The organism is [Actinomadura] parvosata subsp. kistnae, from assembly GCF_900323885.1.
In the GTDB taxonomy this organism is placed as follows: domain Bacteria; phylum Actinomycetota; class Actinomycetes; order Streptosporangiales; family Streptosporangiaceae; genus Nonomuraea; species Nonomuraea composti.
The window spans coordinates 3,986,349-3,999,752 of the sequence record NZ_OOHJ01000018.1 but is presented as its reverse complement, the minus strand read 5'-3'; the positions used below and the strand labels follow the sequence as shown (position 1 = coordinate 3,999,752).

At 71.4% G+C, this 13,404-nt stretch carries 13 protein-coding genes and 1 pseudogene; 4 read left to right on the top strand and 10 right to left on the bottom strand.

The annotated features are described in order from the left end of the window. The first annotated feature begins 365 nt into the window (after window positions 1–365). Window positions 366–848, top strand: a complete 483-nt coding sequence (locus KIS93_RS39060) for a GtrA family protein (RefSeq protein WP_080042933.1) — start codon at window positions 366–368, stop codon at window positions 846–848. Here the strand turns inward: KIS93_RS39060 and KIS93_RS39055 are convergent. Then, the gene (locus KIS93_RS39055) at window positions 832–2,109 is read right to left on the bottom strand and encodes an ATP-binding protein (RefSeq protein WP_080042934.1); all 1,278 of its coding nucleotides are present in this window, start codon (window positions 2,107–2,109) and stop codon (window positions 832–834) included. The two genes, KIS93_RS39060 and KIS93_RS39055, sit on opposite strands and share 17 nt — an antisense overlap. Window positions 2,110–2,112: 3 nt before the next feature. Then, window positions 2,113–2,781, bottom strand: a complete 669-nt coding sequence (locus tag KIS93_RS39050) for a response regulator transcription factor (protein ID WP_043620820.1) — start codon at window positions 2,779–2,781, stop codon at window positions 2,113–2,115. Window positions 2,782–2,983: 202 nt separating this feature from the next. Here KIS93_RS39050 and KIS93_RS39045 point away from each other — a divergent pair, with 202 nt between their 5' ends. Further along, entirely contained in the window at window positions 2,984–3,667 is a 684-nt protein-coding gene (locus KIS93_RS39045) for a GNAT family N-acetyltransferase (RefSeq protein ID WP_222107723.1), read from the top strand. Between the two features lie 22 nt (window positions 3,668–3,689). Here the strand turns inward: KIS93_RS39045 and bfr are convergent, their stop codons facing one another. From bfr to KIS93_RS39010, 7 genes are all read right to left on the bottom strand, one after another. Next, window positions 3,690–4,175 carry a bacterioferritin gene (bfr, locus tag KIS93_RS39040; RefSeq protein WP_080042936.1) on the bottom strand — a complete coding sequence of 162 codons (486 nt, stop codon included), beginning with the start codon at window positions 4,173–4,175 and terminating at the stop codon, window positions 3,690–3,692. A gap of 24 nt (window positions 4,176–4,199) precedes the next feature. Then, window positions 4,200–4,376: a (2Fe-2S)-binding protein gene (locus KIS93_RS39035; RefSeq protein WP_080042937.1), complete on the bottom strand. Its 177-nt coding sequence runs from the start codon at window positions 4,374–4,376 to the stop codon at window positions 4,200–4,202. Window positions 4,377–4,496: 120 nt separating this feature from the next. Then, window positions 4,497–5,117: an MBL fold metallo-hydrolase gene (locus KIS93_RS39030; RefSeq protein WP_080042938.1), complete on the bottom strand. Its 621-nt coding sequence runs from the start codon at window positions 5,115–5,117 to the stop codon at window positions 4,497–4,499. Continuing rightward, window positions 5,118–6,203 (bottom strand): S-(hydroxymethyl)mycothiol dehydrogenase, encoded by a 1,086-nt coding sequence (locus KIS93_RS39025; protein ID WP_080042939.1) that lies wholly within the window; start codon window positions 6,201–6,203, stop codon window positions 5,118–5,120. Between the two features lie 15 nt (window positions 6,204–6,218). Next, the gene (locus tag KIS93_RS39020; RefSeq protein ID WP_080042940.1) at window positions 6,219–7,190 is read right to left on the bottom strand and encodes an adenylate/guanylate cyclase domain-containing protein; all 972 of its coding nucleotides are present in this window, start codon (window positions 7,188–7,190) and stop codon (window positions 6,219–6,221) included. Window positions 7,191–7,204: 14 nt separating this feature from the next. Beyond that, the gene (locus KIS93_RS39015; RefSeq protein ID WP_080047257.1) at window positions 7,205–7,714 is read right to left on the bottom strand and encodes a PH domain-containing protein; all 510 of its coding nucleotides are present in this window, start codon (window positions 7,712–7,714) and stop codon (window positions 7,205–7,207) included. A gap of 83 nt (window positions 7,715–7,797) precedes the next feature. Then, window positions 7,798–8,619: a biotin--[acetyl-CoA-carboxylase] ligase gene (locus KIS93_RS39010; protein WP_080042941.1), complete on the bottom strand. Its 822-nt coding sequence runs from the start codon at window positions 8,617–8,619 to the stop codon at window positions 7,798–7,800. 55 nt (window positions 8,620–8,674) lie between these two features. Here KIS93_RS39010 and fdhD point away from each other — a divergent pair, with 55 nt between their 5' ends. Together fdhD and KIS93_RS39000 are read left to right on the top strand one after the other, a co-directional pair. After that, window positions 8,675–9,514 (top strand): formate dehydrogenase accessory sulfurtransferase FdhD, encoded by an 840-nt coding sequence (fdhD, locus tag KIS93_RS39005; protein ID WP_230465591.1) that lies wholly within the window; start codon window positions 8,675–8,677, stop codon window positions 9,512–9,514. Between the two features lie 78 nt (window positions 9,515–9,592). Then, entirely contained in the window at window positions 9,593–10,675 is a 1,083-nt protein-coding gene (locus KIS93_RS39000; protein WP_080042943.1) for an epoxide hydrolase family protein, read from the top strand. 47 nt (window positions 10,676–10,722) lie between these two features. Here KIS93_RS39000 and KIS93_RS38995 read toward each other — a convergent pair. Continuing rightward, a pseudogene (locus tag KIS93_RS38995) lies at window positions 10,723–13,343 on the bottom strand (phosphoenolpyruvate carboxylase). Window positions 13,344–13,404: the final 61 nt, after the last annotated feature.

Here is a 13,404-nt window from a genome sequence, read left to right as displayed (position 1 = left end):
GGGCTGGACAGGCCGTTCCGGATCGCTTGGCGGACGGGGGCTGGACAGGCCGTTCCGGATCGCTTGGCGGACGGGGGCTGGACTGGCCGTTCCGGATGGCCTGGCGGGCGGGGCTGGACGGCCGTTCCGGGTTGCCCGCCGGCCGTGCCGCCGGGCGGCGCGGGTCCGGCGGGCACGGCCGTCCAGCGTTCGCGTGCCCTCGAACTGTTCAGCAGCGTAATCCCCGCCGGGCGGGTATGTCGGTTATCGGAGGATGTTTCGCAAGGCCCATTTTCTGACCTTTGTTCATCCTGCCGACACCCGTGCTCCATCGTGCCCGGTACGCTGGGTGCGCAAGCTCGACGAGGAAGGGACCGAGCAGAGACGTGAACTTCACCAGGCGCCTCTACCACCGGTTCTCCTCTCTTGTGCACGAGCTGGCCAAGTTCGGCAGCATCGGCGCCCTGGCCTTCCTCCTCGACACGAGCCTGCTCAACCTCTTCAACGTCGTCGTCGGCCTGGGCCCGCTGACCTCCAAGGTCATCGCGACGACGATCTCCACCACGTTCGCGTACGCGGGCAACCGCTACTGGACGTTCCGGCACCGCGAGCAGAGCGGCCTGCGCCGCGAATACTTCCTGTTCTTCCTGCTCAACGGCATCGCCCTGTTGTTCGGCATGCTGACGATCGGCTTCACCACCTACACGCTCGGCCTGCACGACGCGCTCAGCTTCAACATCGCCAACATCGTGGGCGTGGGGCTCGGCACGTTGTTCCGTTACTGGTCGTACAAGAAGTGGGTGTTCCTGGAGGCCACCGACCCCATTCCGGTCGAGCTGCCCGAGGGCGGCGTCAAGCAGGACCGCTGACCACGCGGTTGCGCCCATCGTCCTCCGCGGGCCGCAGGAAGATGGCGAACGTGGCGGGCCGCCGCCGCACGAGCTCCAGCCGGCCGCCGTCGGCCGCGGCCAGCGCGCGGGCCAGCGTCAGCCCGAGGCCGGTGCCTCCGCCGCCGCTGACGTTCCTGTCGAAGATCTTGGGGGCGATCTCGTCGGCGATGCCGGGGCCCTCGTCGGCGACCTCGACGACGACGTAGTTGTCGCCGTAGGAGGTGGTGACGGTGACGGCGCCGCCGCCGTGCCGCAGGGAGTTCTCCAGCAGCGAGGCGATGACCTGGCCGAACCCTCCGGTGGTGGCCATGGCCTTCAGCCCGCGCGAGCCTTCGAGCCGCAGGGTGCGGCCCGCGTCGCGGAAGACCGGCTCCCACTCGGTGACCTGCTGCACGAGCACCTCGTCGATCGCGACCGGCTCGGCCTGCGCGTGCCGCTGGCGGCGGGCGGCGGCGAGCAGCTCGTCGATCACGGCGGTGAGCCGCTCGGCCTGCACGATCGCCGCCTCGCCCTCCTCCCGCACGACCTCGGGTTCGTCCGCGGAGGCCACGATCTCCTCCAGGCGCATGGTGAGGCCGGTCAAGGGGGTGCGGAGCTGGTGGGAGGCGTCGGTGGCGAACTCGCGCTCGCGGGTGAGCAGGTCGGAGATGCGGGTGGCGCTGCGGTCGAGCACTTGGGCCACGCGGTCGAGCTCGGGGATGCCGTAGCGGTGCTTGCTCGGACGGGCGTCGCCCGAGCCCAGCCGTTCGGCGATCTTGGCCAGGTCCCGCAGGGGTAGCGTCAGGCGGCGGGACTGCACGACGGCCAGGCTCACGGCCACCGCCAGGGCGGCGCCGGCCAGGGCCACGATGAGCAGCAGGCGGGCCCGTACGTCCTGCTCGACCTGGTCGCGGTCGCGGCTGATCCGCACGTACACGCCGGTGTTGGTCTGCGCGTCCTCGGTCATCAGGTGACCGGACGGCGGGGGGTCGCCGACGACGGTCACCCTCAGGGGGGTTCCGCGTTCCCAGATCTGGATGAACCTGCCCGGGTACTTCTGCTCCAGTTGCTGGGGGTCGAGCGGCGTCTCCTGGACGCGGGCGTACTCCACCTCTCCCACGAGACGCTTGGCTTCCGCCCCGAGCTCCTGAGCCGCCTCATCGACGATCAGACGGCTGACGACGACGCCCAGGGGGACCCCCAGCAGCAGGACCGCGATGACCGCGACGACCAGGGTGGAGGAGAGCAGTCGGCGGCGCATCTCCTACTCGCGCTCGAACCGGAAGCCGACTCCCCGGACGGTCGTGATGTAGCGCGGCTTGGCCGCGTCGTCACCGAGCTTGCGGCGCAGCCAGGAGATGTGCATGTCGAGCGTCTTGGTGGAGCCCCACCAGTTGGTGTCCCAGACCTCGCGCATGATCTGCTCTCGGGTGACGACCTTGCCGGCGTCTCGTACGAGGACGCGCAGCAGGTCGAACTCTTTGGTGGTCAGATGCAGCTCCTTCTCCCCCATCCAGGCGCGCCGCGAGTCGGCGTCGATGCGCACGCCCTGGACGACCGGGGTCTCGGAGGTGCCGCGGCGCAGCAGCGCCCGCACCCTGGCCAGCAGCTCCGCCAGCCGGAACGGTTTGGTCACGTAGTCGTCGGCGCCGGCGTCGAGGCCGACGACGGTGTCGACCTCGTCGACGCGGGCGGTCAGGATCAGCACCGGGGTGCCGTGGCCCTCGGCCCGGATCCGGCGGGCGACCTCCAGGCCGTCCATTTCCGGCAGGCCGAGGTCAAGAACGATCAGGTCGATTCCGCCCGACAAGGCCCTTTCCAGGGCCTGCGGGCCATCGGGACTCACCTCGACCTGATAGCCCTCGCGGCGCAGCGCACGCGCGAGTGGCTCGGAGATCGAGGTGTCATCCTCGGCGAGAAGTACGCAGGTCATGAAGCGATCGTAGGACCTTAGGCGATCGTTTCCCGGGCACAGCGCGCGGTTTGACTCGTCGTTGACCTATCCATTGACCTGGGCAAACACAGCTAAAATACGGTAGGTCGTGATTAAAGCACCGCCGTTTTCGGCGCGGAATTCATCGGACGATCATGCCCGCCCTACCGCGTCCCAACCGGCGGCTGAGATCATCGGGCGCGTGAACGCTCTCGACCGGGCTCGTGAGATGTGGGCGGGTCTGACCCGGACCCCCGTGCCGTTCCCCCGCCCCGGGGAGGTGCGCGTCGTGCTCTCCCCCGACTCGCGCTTGTGCCCGCCGGGATGGGCGGGCGTCGTCGTCCTGGACGGGGGCGTCCTGTGCACCGCGCCGAGCCCCGCCCTGGCGGAGGCGCTGCGCGGCCGGCTCGCGGCGGGCGCCGACCCGGCCCGGCTGCCGGCCGAGGAGGTGCTGGGCCCGGCGGCGCTGGCCTACCTCGACGCGGCCGACTTCCTGCCCGCCCACGGCGAGGACGTGCGCGCCGTGCCGCCGGACCACGCGGACGTCCTGGCGCTGCTGGGCTCGGTGCCCGCGGACGAGGCGGCGGAGTGCGGGCTCGACGAGGTGGAGTCGGAGATGTACGTGGTCCGCGACGGCCCCGAGGTGGTCGCGGCGGCCGGGTACCGGACGTGGGTCGGAACGGCGGCGCATCTGAGCGTGCTGACCGCTCCCGGCCGCCGGGGCCACGGGCTGGCCCGCGCGGTGGCCTCGGCGGCCGTCGCGGACGCGCTGGCGAGCGGGTTGCTGCCGCAGTGGCGGGCGCGGGTCGCGCCGTCGCGCCGGGTCGCCAGGGCCCTGGGCTTCCGCGAGTACGGCGAGCAGCTCAGCCTGCGCCTTGACCCGTGACGACAGCCTCGGCCCGTGACGGCTAGTCGTCGTGGGACGTGGGCTCGGCGTAGCGCGCCAGGTAGAGCTGGATCCCGAGGCTGTTGATCAGCCCCAGCTCCGTCTCCAGGTAGTCGATGTGCTCTTCCTCGTCCTTCAAGATGTCCTCGAAGATGTTGGCCGAGGTGATGTCGCCCTTCTCGCGCATCAGCTGGATGGCCGGCCGCAGCCGCTCCACCACCGACAGCTCCACTTCGAGGTCGGCCTTGAGCTGCTCTTCGACGGTCTGGCCGATGTGCAGGGTGCCGAGCCGCTGGTAGTTGGGCAGGCCCTCAAGGAAGAGGATGCGATCGGTGAGGCGCTCGGCGTGGCGCATCTCCTCGATCGACTCGTAACGGGTGTGCTCGGCGAGCTTGGTGTACCCCCAGTTCTCCTGCATCTTGGCGTGCAGGAAGTACTGGTTGATCGCGGTGAGCTCGGCGGTCAGTTGTTCGTTGAGCAATTCGATGATCTGCTTGTCGCCCTGCATGACGGGCCCCTCATCGCTATCCGGCTATGCGGTCGTCAGTTCTTCAGACCGTTTCAGGATCGCACAGATCTTCCGTACACAACGGGCACAGTCCCCACCAGCACCAGTGGTGTCGCGGATCTGCTTCGCGCTCTTCGCCCCGGCGGCAATGCAGTCGTGGACCTCATTTTCGGTCACAGCACGACAAATGCAGACGTACATCCGGGGACAAGCCTTTCGCGAAGGGGTGGGCGCTATAAGGTTAGGCACACCTAAGGTAACCCACTTTGGTTAGGCTTGCCTACGTTGGGTGGGTCACACTCGCCTACCCCCCCTTCGCGGTCAGTGACCTCGCGCGATCCACTCCTCCAGGTGCGGCGCCTCGGCGCCGATCGCGGTCGAGTCGCCGTGCCCGGTGTGCACGACCGTCTCCGGCGGGAGCGTCAGCAGCCGCTCCCTGATCGACTCGATGATCGTCTCAAACGAGCTGAACGAGCGGCCCGTCGCCCCCGGCCCGCCCTTGAACAGGGTGTCACCGCTGAACACGGCCCCCAGCTCCGGCGCGTACACGCAGACCGCGCCCGGCGCGTGCCCCGGCGTGTGCCGGATCTCCAGGGTGACGCCCCCGGCCGCCAGCTTCTCCCCGTCGGCCAGCGGCTCGTACGCCACCTCCGGCCCGTACACCTGCTCCCACAGCACCTGGTCCGCCGGGTGCAGCCGGATCGGCGCGCCGGTCAGCGCGGCCAGGTCGCGGGCGGCGTTGATGTGGTCGTTGTGCGCGTGCGTGCACAGGATGGCCCTGACCGTGCGCCCGCCGACCCGCTCGGCGATCGCCGCGGCGTCGTGGGCGGCGTCGATGACCACGACCTCGCGCGCGTCGCCCACCAGCCAGATGTTGTTGTCGACGTCCCACGTGCCGCCGTCGAGGGAGAAGGTGCCCGACGTGATGACCCGGTCGATCATTTAGAGGACCACCACCGAACGCAGCACCTCGCCGCGGTGCATCTTCCCGAACGCCTCCTCGACCTGGTCGAGCCCGATCGTCTCCGAGACGAACTTGTCGAGCGGCAGGCGGTTCTGCAGGAACAGGTCGATCAGCATGGGGAAGTCGCGCGAGGGCAGGCAGTCGCCGTACCAGCTCGACTTGAGCGCGCCGCCGCGGCCGAACACGTCGAGCAGCGGCAGGTCGATGCGCATCTCAGGGGTGGGCACGCCGACCAGCACGACCGTGCCGGCCAGGTCGCGGGCGTAGAACGCCTGCTCGTACGTCTCGGGCCGGCCCACCGCCTCGATGACGACGTCGGCGCCGTTGCCCCCCGTCAGGTCGCGGATCGCCTCCACCGGGTCCGCCGAGCGGGAGTTGACCGTGTGGGTGGCGCCGAAGCCGCGCGCCCACTCCAGCTTCCGGTCGTCCACGTCCACCGCGATGATCTTCGCAGCGCCGGCCAGCGACGAGCCCAGGATGGCCGCGTCGCCCACGCCGCCGCAGCCGATCACCGCCACGCTGTCGCCGCGCGTCACCTGGCCGGTGTTGACGGCCGCGCCGATGCCCGCCATCACGCCGCACCCGAGCAGGCCCGCCACCTGCGCCGGAGCCTCGGCCGACACCTTCGTGCACTGGCCGGCCGCGACCAGCGTCTTCTCCAGGAACGCGCCGATGCCGAGCGCGGGCGACAGCTCCGTGCCGTCCTTGAGCGTCATCTTCTGCTGGGCGTTGTGCGTGGCGAAGCAGTACCACGGGCGGCCGCGCAGGCAGGCGCGGCACTGGCCGCACACTGCCCGCCAGTTGAGGATCACGAAGTCACCCGGCTCCAGGCCCGTGACGCCCTCGCCGACCGCCTCGACGGTGCCCGCCGCCTCGTGCCCCAGCAGGAACGGGTAGTCGTCGCTGATCCCGCCCTCCCGGTAGTGCAGGTCGGTGTGGCACACGCCGCAGGCCTGCACGTTCACCACCGCCTCGCCCGGACCCGGATCCGGCACGAGCACCGTCTCGAGGGAAACTTCCTGACCCTTGCCCTGGGCTACCACGCCCTGCACTTCGTACGGCATGCCAGTCATCTTGTGTCAGGAGGATGATCTCCGCAAGACATACGGCTGGACCACGCCGAGCCCTCTCGCCGGGCGCCGCCTGATCCGGTGCGGCTCGTACGGCCCGCCGTCGAGCCCCGCCGCCAGCGCCTCGTCGACGAGGATCGTGCCGGGCCTGGCGATGGCGGTGAGCCGGGCGGCGAGGTTGACCGTCGTGCCGAACACGTCGCCCATCATCGGCACCACCGGCCCGTACGCCATGCCGATGCGCAGCTCCTCGGTCTCCACGAGGTCGAGGGCGATGGCCGCGGCCTGCCCCGGCTCCTGCGCGGTGAACAGCACCTCGTCGCCGAGCGTCTTGACCAGCCGGGCGCCGTGCCCGGCCACCACGTCGGAGGCCCGCGCCTCGAACCCCTCCACCAGCTCGGCCAGCTCCTTCTCGCCCAGCTCGCGGCTGCGCCTGGTGAACGACACCAGGTCCGCGAACCCCACCGCCATCGCCACCCTGGTCGGCACCGGCTCGTCGTTGACGTCGGCGATGGCCAGCAGCCGGGTGCCGGCGGCGGCGAGCTGGGCCCGCCACACGTGGATGAGCACGTGCTCGAAGTCGGGCAGCAGCCCCTGCGCCGTGTCGAGCACCGTCGCCAGGTCGTCGTCGGACGGCTCCGGCGGCAGCATCGTGCCGATCATGATCTCGGCCTGCCACTGCGCCAGCCTGGCCGTGGTCTGGCCGAGCGCGCGGGCCATCCTGATCACGGTCTGCTCGTCGAGCAGGCCGCCGTCGAGCATGCTGCGGACCCGGCGCAACGCGTCGACGTCGGCCTCGGTGAACGCCACGGCGTCGTCGGCCCGCTGCGCGAAGCCGAGCGCCCGCCAGATGCGCTCGGCCAGCTCCTGCCGCACCCCGCTCTTGGCGGCGACCTCCGCCCGCGTGTACCGGGGCGGCAGGCCGACCAGCAGTCGCTCGATCTCCTCGGCGCTCGGGCGGCCGGGACGGGCTTCGCTCATCCGAGGAGGCTACTTCAACGGCCGTCGACCTCGCCGTCGGAGGCGTCCTCGACGAGCCTGAACAGGTCGGTGCGGACGTCCTGGATCTTCGGGATGTCCTTCAGCACGATCTCCCCGCGGTCGCCGGCCGACTCGACCGTCAGCGTGCCGCAGCCGAGCAGCCGCTCGGGGAGGGTCTGGTCGGAGCTGACCGTGTTGACCTTGGTGATCGGGATCTCGTCGGTCGACTTGTTGAGCACGCCGGTGCTGATCGTGAAGCGGTGCGTGGTGAGCACGTAGCCGGTGTTCTTCCACTGCAGGTACGGCACGAACGACCAGATCGTGAGCAGGATGAGCCCGATGACGACGACCGCGATCCGCGCGTAGGACACGTACGCGAAGTCGGGGATGAAGTACAGCGCCGCGCCCGTAGCCGCGGCGATGAGGACCAGCGCGATGAAGGGCACGACGAGCCGCTTCCAGTGGGGGTGGAAGGACCGGACGCGCCGCTCACCCTGCGTCAGATGGTGGTCGGGAAGGGTCATGGGCAGCATCGTGCCACCATCGGGGTGCCGGGGCCATGTCCATGACGCAACGGGCAGGTGGCTCCGGTGATGCAGCTACCCGCTCAGTCCACCGCCCGCACGTGCACGACGTCGCCGGCGCTCAGCGTGTAGCGCTCGCCGGCCGACTCCACCTGGAGGTGGCCGGCGCCGTCCACGCCGGTCGCGCGGCCGGTCAGCGCCTGCTGGGCGGGCAGCTCCACCCGCACGTCGCGGCCGACGGTGGCGCTGACGGCGAGGTACGCCGCGCGCAGCCCCGCCGCGTCGGCGTCGCCCTTGGCCTCGGTCCAGTCGCGGTAGTGGCTCTCGAACTCGCGCAGCACGGCCCGCAGCAGCGGGTCGCGGTCGAGGCAGGCGGCCTGCTCGATGCCCAGCGACGTGGCCGTCTCGGTGGGCAGCTCGTCGGGGCGGAGCGTCACGTTCAGGCCCATGCCGATGACGACGGCGTCCTCGACCCGCTCGGCCAGCACGCCGGCCAGCTTGCGCTCGCCGATCAGCAGGTCGTTGGGCCACTTGAGGCCCACCTCGACCTCCGCGAGGCGGCGCACGGCGGAGGCGGCGGCCACGCCGTACAGGAGCGGGAGCCAGCCCTGCGCGAGCGGCGGCACCTCGGGCCGCAGCAGGATGGAGAACGTCAGCCCCGAGCGGGCCGGCGCCGACCAGGTGCGGCCGAGGCGCCCGCGCCCGGCCTCCTGCGCCTCCGCGACCAGCACCGTGCCCTCGGGCGCGCCCTCTCTGGCGGCCCGGGCGAGGTCGGCGTTGGTGGAGCCGGTGCTGTCGACGACGGTGACAGCCGTCCACATCGAGCCCGGGTGGACCAGGGCGCGGTTGAGCGCCGCCTCGGACAGCGGCGGGCGGTCGAGGTCGGAGTAGCGTGAGTCGGCCATCTCCCCATCTTCCCTGATGGCCGGCGCCGGAAGATGGAGGAGGCAAGATGGTGGGGTGAGCGAGCGCCCCGGGCCGACCACCCGGATCAGGATCACGGAGCTGTCCGGCTCGTCCGCCCGGGAGCGGCGCGACGACCTGGCCACGGAGGAGCCGCTGGAGCTGCGCCTGACCGCGCCCGACGGCACGCGCCGGACCGTCGCGATCACCATGCGCACGCCGGGGCACGACTTCGAGCTGGCCGCCGGCTTCCTGCACGGCGAGGGGCTGGCCCGGCACGAGGACATCGCGTCGATCGCCTACTGCACCGACGAGGATCTGCCGCCCGAGGCCCGCTACAACACCGTCACCGTGCGCCTGCGCGGCCCGTTGCCCGACCTGCCCGCGCTCGACCGCCACTTCCTGACCTCCAGCGCGTGCGGCGTCTGCGGCTCGGCGAGCCTCGACGCGCTGCGCGACCGGTGCGCGGCCGTCCCGCGCGGCTCGCTCAAGCTCACCCCCGAGGTGCTGTACGGGCTGCCGGACGCGTTGCGGGCGGCCCAGGGCGTCTTCGGCAAGACGGGCGGCCTGCACGCGGCCGGGCTGTTCTCCGCCGACGGGACGCCGATGGCGGTGCGCGAGGACGTGGGCCGGCACAACGCGGTGGACAAGCTGGTCGGCTGGGCCTCACTGACGGGGCGGCTGCCGCTGGCCGAGCACGTGCTCATGGTGAGCGGGCGGACCAGCTACGAGATCATGCAGAAGGCGCTGGCGGCGGGCGTCCCGGTGGTGTGCGCGGTGTCGGCGCCGTCGTCGCTGGCGGTGGAGCTGGCCAGGGAGTTCGGGTTGACGCTGGTGGGCTTCCTGCGCGGGGAGCGCTGCAACGTGTACGCGGGGGCGGAAAGGATCATCGGCTAAACAGTGGAATGAAGCATTCCGTTCTGCTATTCTGGGAACAGAACGAAACATTCCGTTCCTTCTCTCGGAGGTTCGTCCATGAGCACCATCACCCCCTTCCGCGTCCAGATCCCCCAGGCCGACCTCGACGACCTCCAGGCCCGCCTCGCCCGCACCCGCTTCGCCGACGAGATCCCCGGCGCCGAGCAGGGCGTCAGCGTCGAGCGGGTCAAGCGGCTGGTCGCCCACTGGCGCGACGGGTTCGACTGGCGGGCGCTGGAGGCCACGCTCAACGCGTACCCGCAGTTCACCACCGAGATCGACGGCCAGAACATCCACTTCCTGCACGTCCGCTCCGACAACCCCGACGCGCTCCCCCTGATCCTCACCCACGGCTGGCCCGGCTCCATCGCCGAATACCTGCGCGCCATCGAGCCCCTGTCGCGCCACTTCCACCTGGTCATCCCGTCGCTGCCCGGCTACGGCTTCTCCGGCCCCACCCGCGAGCTCGGCTGGAACAACCAGCGCATCGCCAGGGCCTGGGCCGAGCTGATGTCCCGCCTCGGCTACGAGCGCTACGGCGCGGTCGGCAACGACGGCGGCTCGATGATCTCCCCCGAGATCGGCCGGATCGCCCCCGAGCACGTCGTGGGCGTGCACGTCACCCAGATCTTCTCCTTCCCCTCGGGCGACCCGGCCGAGTTCGCCGGCCTGAGCGAGGAGGAGCAGGCGGGGCTGGCCGTGCTCGACTGGTTCTGGAAGGAGAAGGGCGCGTTCAACGTGTTGCAGTCCCAGCAGCCGCAGACGCTCGCGCACGCCATCACCGACTCCCCCGCCGGGCTCGTCGGCTGGCTCGCCCAGCTCTTCGACGAGGACCTCGACGACGACTTCGTGATCGCCAACGCCGCCATCCACTGGTTCACCGGCACGGCCGGCTCCGCGCTGCGCCTCTACTGGGAGAACGCCCGCGCCGAGCAGCCCAAGGAGCCGACCACCGTGCCGATCGCGCTGGCCATGGGCGAGGGCGACTTCACGTCGATCCGCCGCTTCGCCGACCGCGACCACACCAACATCGTCTCCTGGAAGACCCTCCCGGCCCCGGCCCACGGCCACTACACGGCCCACTCCGCCACGGAAGCCCTCACCTCGGACGTCATCGCCTTCTTCCGCAGCCTCGGGTGAGCGCGGGAGGCGCCCCCTCGGGGGTCACCTCCCGCTCACCGGGAGCGTCAGCCGGTGTTCTGGAGGCCGGCCGCCACGCCGTTCACCGACAGCAGCAGCAGGGTGGAGAGGCGGTCGCGGTCCTGGTCCGAGAGGGTTTCCGTGCGCAGCGCGCGCAGCGCCCTGAGCTGGAGGTGCGACAGGGCGTCCACGTACGGGTCGCGGAGCTGGACGGCGCGCGAGAGCACCTTGCGGTTCTCCAGCAGCCGCGTGTGCCCCGTGACCCGCAGCACCAGGTCCCTGGTCCGGTCGTACTCCTCCAGCACCTGCTGGGCGAAGTCCTCCCGGCCGCCCAGCGCCAGGTAGCGCTTGGCGATGGAGCGGTCGGTCTTGGCCAGGGACATCTCGGCGTTGTCCAGCATCACGTTGAACAGCGGCCACTCCGCGTACGCCGCCCGCAGCTCGTCGAGGGAGTCGACGGCGGCCAGGCCGGTGCCGAGGCCGTACCAGCCGGGGAGGTTGACGCGGGTCTGGGCCCAGGCGAAGACCCAGGGGATGGCGCGCAGGTCGTCCAGGGAGCGGGGGCGCCGAGGCCGCGGCGGGCGGGCCGGGAGCCGAGGCGCAGGCTGCCGAGCTCCTCGAGCGGGCTGACCAGGCCGAACCACTCGGGGAAGCCCGGCGCCTCGGTGAGCGCGCGGTACGCCTGCTCCGAGGCGGTGGCGACCTGCTCGGCCATGCCGCGGAAGCGTTCGGCGGCGGTGGCGGTGCGGGCGCCGACGGTGGGCGAGGAGGCCAGGAGGACGGCGTTGGCCACCTGCTCCAGGTGGCGGCGGGCGATGGCGATGTGGCCGTAGCGGGCGAAGATGACCTCGCCCTGCTCGGTGACCTTGAAGCGGCCGGCGACCGAGCCGGGCGCCTGCGCCAGCACCGCGCGGTTGGCGGGGCCGCCGCCGCGGCCGAGCGCGCCGCCCCGGCCGTGGAACATGCGCAGCTGGACGTCGTGCTCGGCGGCCCAGGCGGTCAGCGCCTCCTGCGCCTCGTAGAGGCGGAGGGTGGCGGCGGCGGGGCCGAGCTCCTTGGCCGAGTCGGAGTAGCCGAGCATGATCTCCATGCGCCGCCCGGTGTCGGCCAGCCGCCGCTGCACCTCGGGGATGTCGAGCATGCCGGTGAGCACGTCGGGCGAGTTGGCCAGGTCCTGGCCCGACTCGAACAGCGGCACCACGTCCAGCACCGGCGCCCGGTCGCCGAGCGCGTGCCTGGCCAGCTCGTACACCGCCGCGATGTCCTCGGCGGAGCGGGTGAAGGAGACGACGTAGCGGGAGCAGGCGGTGACGCCGTACCGCTCCTGGATCCAGCCGATCACCCGGATCGTGGCCAGGACCTCCTCGGTGCGCTCCGACAGCGCGCCGCCGGCCCGCAGCTCGGCCAGGGCCGCCGCGTGCACCTGGGAGTGCTGGCGCACCTCCAGCTCGGCCAGGTGGAAGCCGAACGTCTCCACCTGCCAGATGAGGTGCTGCAGCTCCCCGTACGCCTGCCGCGGCGCCGAGGCGGCCAGCGACTCCTGCGTCAGCCGGAGGTCGGCCAGCAGCTCGGCCGGGGTGCGGTAGGCGAGGTCGAGGTCGCGGCGGCGGGTGGCGGCGATGCGCGCGGCCACGAACAGCAGCCACTGCCGGTGCGGCTCGCGCGGCGAGCGGGTGGCCACCTCGGACACCACCTCGGGGTGCGCGTCCACGGCCGTGGCCAGCGCCGCCTTCAGCTCGGGCGAGCAGGGCGCGAACTGGGCGGAGGCGGTGAGCGTGCGGGCGATGCGCGCGCACGCGGTTTCGAGCGCCGTCAGCACGTGCTCGGACTGGATCTGGATGGTCTCCCTGGTGACCTTGGAGGTCACGTTGGGGTTGCCGTCGCGGTCGCCGCCGATCCAGCTTCCGTACCGGATGAAGGGCCTGGCCAGCGGCGGACGGGTGCCGCTGCGCTCGTCGAGAGCGGTGTCGAGCGAGCGGTAGACCTGCGGCACCATGCGGAACAGCGTCTCGTCGAAGGCGGCCATGGCGGTGCGCACCTCGTCGAGCGGGTCGAGCTTGGTGGAGCGGAGCTGGGCGGTGCGCCACAGGAGGTCGATCTCCTCCAGCATGCGCCGCTTGCTCTCGGCGCGCTCGGAGGCGCCACGTCCCGGCGCGTTGTACTCGCTGAGCTGGCCGCTGATGCGCTGGATGGCGGTGACGACGGCGCGCCGGCGCGCCTCCGTCGGGTGCGCCGTGAGCACCGGATGCAGCTCCAGGCCCTCCAGCAGCTCGCTGACGCGCTCGTGGCCGAGCTCGTGTACGGCCTGTGCCAGCGACTCGCGCTGCACCCTGCCCTCGGCGTCGCGCTCCCGCAGCGTACGGATGCGGTAGTGCTCCTCGGCCAGGTTGGCCAGGTGGAAGTAGCAGGTGAACGCGCGGGCCACGGCCACGGCCCGCTCGATCTCCCATCCGGCGACCATCTCGGTGATCACGTCGGCCGAGATCTCGCCCCTGCGCGCCGCGATGACGGCCTTGCGCAGGCGTTCGACGTCGGCCAGCAGGTCTTCGCCGCCTTGCTCGGCGAGCACCTGGCCGAGCAGTTTGCCCAGCAGACGCACATCGTGACGTAGCTCGTCCGGCATCTCGGTTACGGCGGCACTGCGACGCTCGAGCCCCTGGTCAATCATGTCTCGAAGGGTAGCGAGTCACTTTTGGACGCCGTAGACCGGTCTCAGTTATTGGACTAGA

Bases quoted from the DNA above. Each gene is read 5' to 3' on its own strand.
- KIS93_RS39055 (WP_080042934.1), bottom strand. From the start codon at position 2,109: ATGCGCCGCCGACTGCTCTCCTCCACCCTGGTCGTCGCGGTCATCGCG.
- KIS93_RS39050 (WP_043620820.1), bottom strand. From the start codon at position 2,781: ATGACCTGCGTACTTCTCGCCGAGGATGACACCTCGATCTCCGAGCCA.
- bfr (WP_080042936.1), bottom strand. From the start codon at position 4,175: ATGCAGGGCGACAAGCAGATCATCGAATTGCTCAACGAACAACTGACC.
- KIS93_RS39035 (WP_080042937.1), bottom strand. From the start codon at position 4,376: ATGTACGTCTGCATTTGTCGTGCTGTGACCGAAAATGAGGTCCACGAC.
- KIS93_RS39030 (WP_080042938.1), bottom strand. From the start codon at position 5,117: ATGATCGACCGGGTCATCACGTCGGGCACCTTCTCCCTCGACGGCGGC.
- KIS93_RS39025 (WP_080042939.1), bottom strand. From the start codon at position 6,203: ATGCCGTACGAAGTGCAGGGCGTGGTAGCCCAGGGCAAGGGTCAGGAA.
- KIS93_RS39020 (WP_080042940.1), bottom strand. From the start codon at position 7,190: ATGAGCGAAGCCCGTCCCGGCCGCCCGAGCGCCGAGGAGATCGAGCGA.
- KIS93_RS39015 (WP_080047257.1), bottom strand. From the start codon at position 7,714: ATGACCCTTCCCGACCACCATCTGACGCAGGGTGAGCGGCGCGTCCGG.
- KIS93_RS39010 (WP_080042941.1), bottom strand. From the start codon at position 8,619: ATGGCCGACTCACGCTACTCCGACCTCGACCGCCCGCCGCTGTCCGAG.
- KIS93_RS39000 (WP_080042943.1), top strand. From the start codon at position 9,593: ATGAGCACCATCACCCCCTTCCGCGTCCAGATCCCCCAGGCCGACCTC.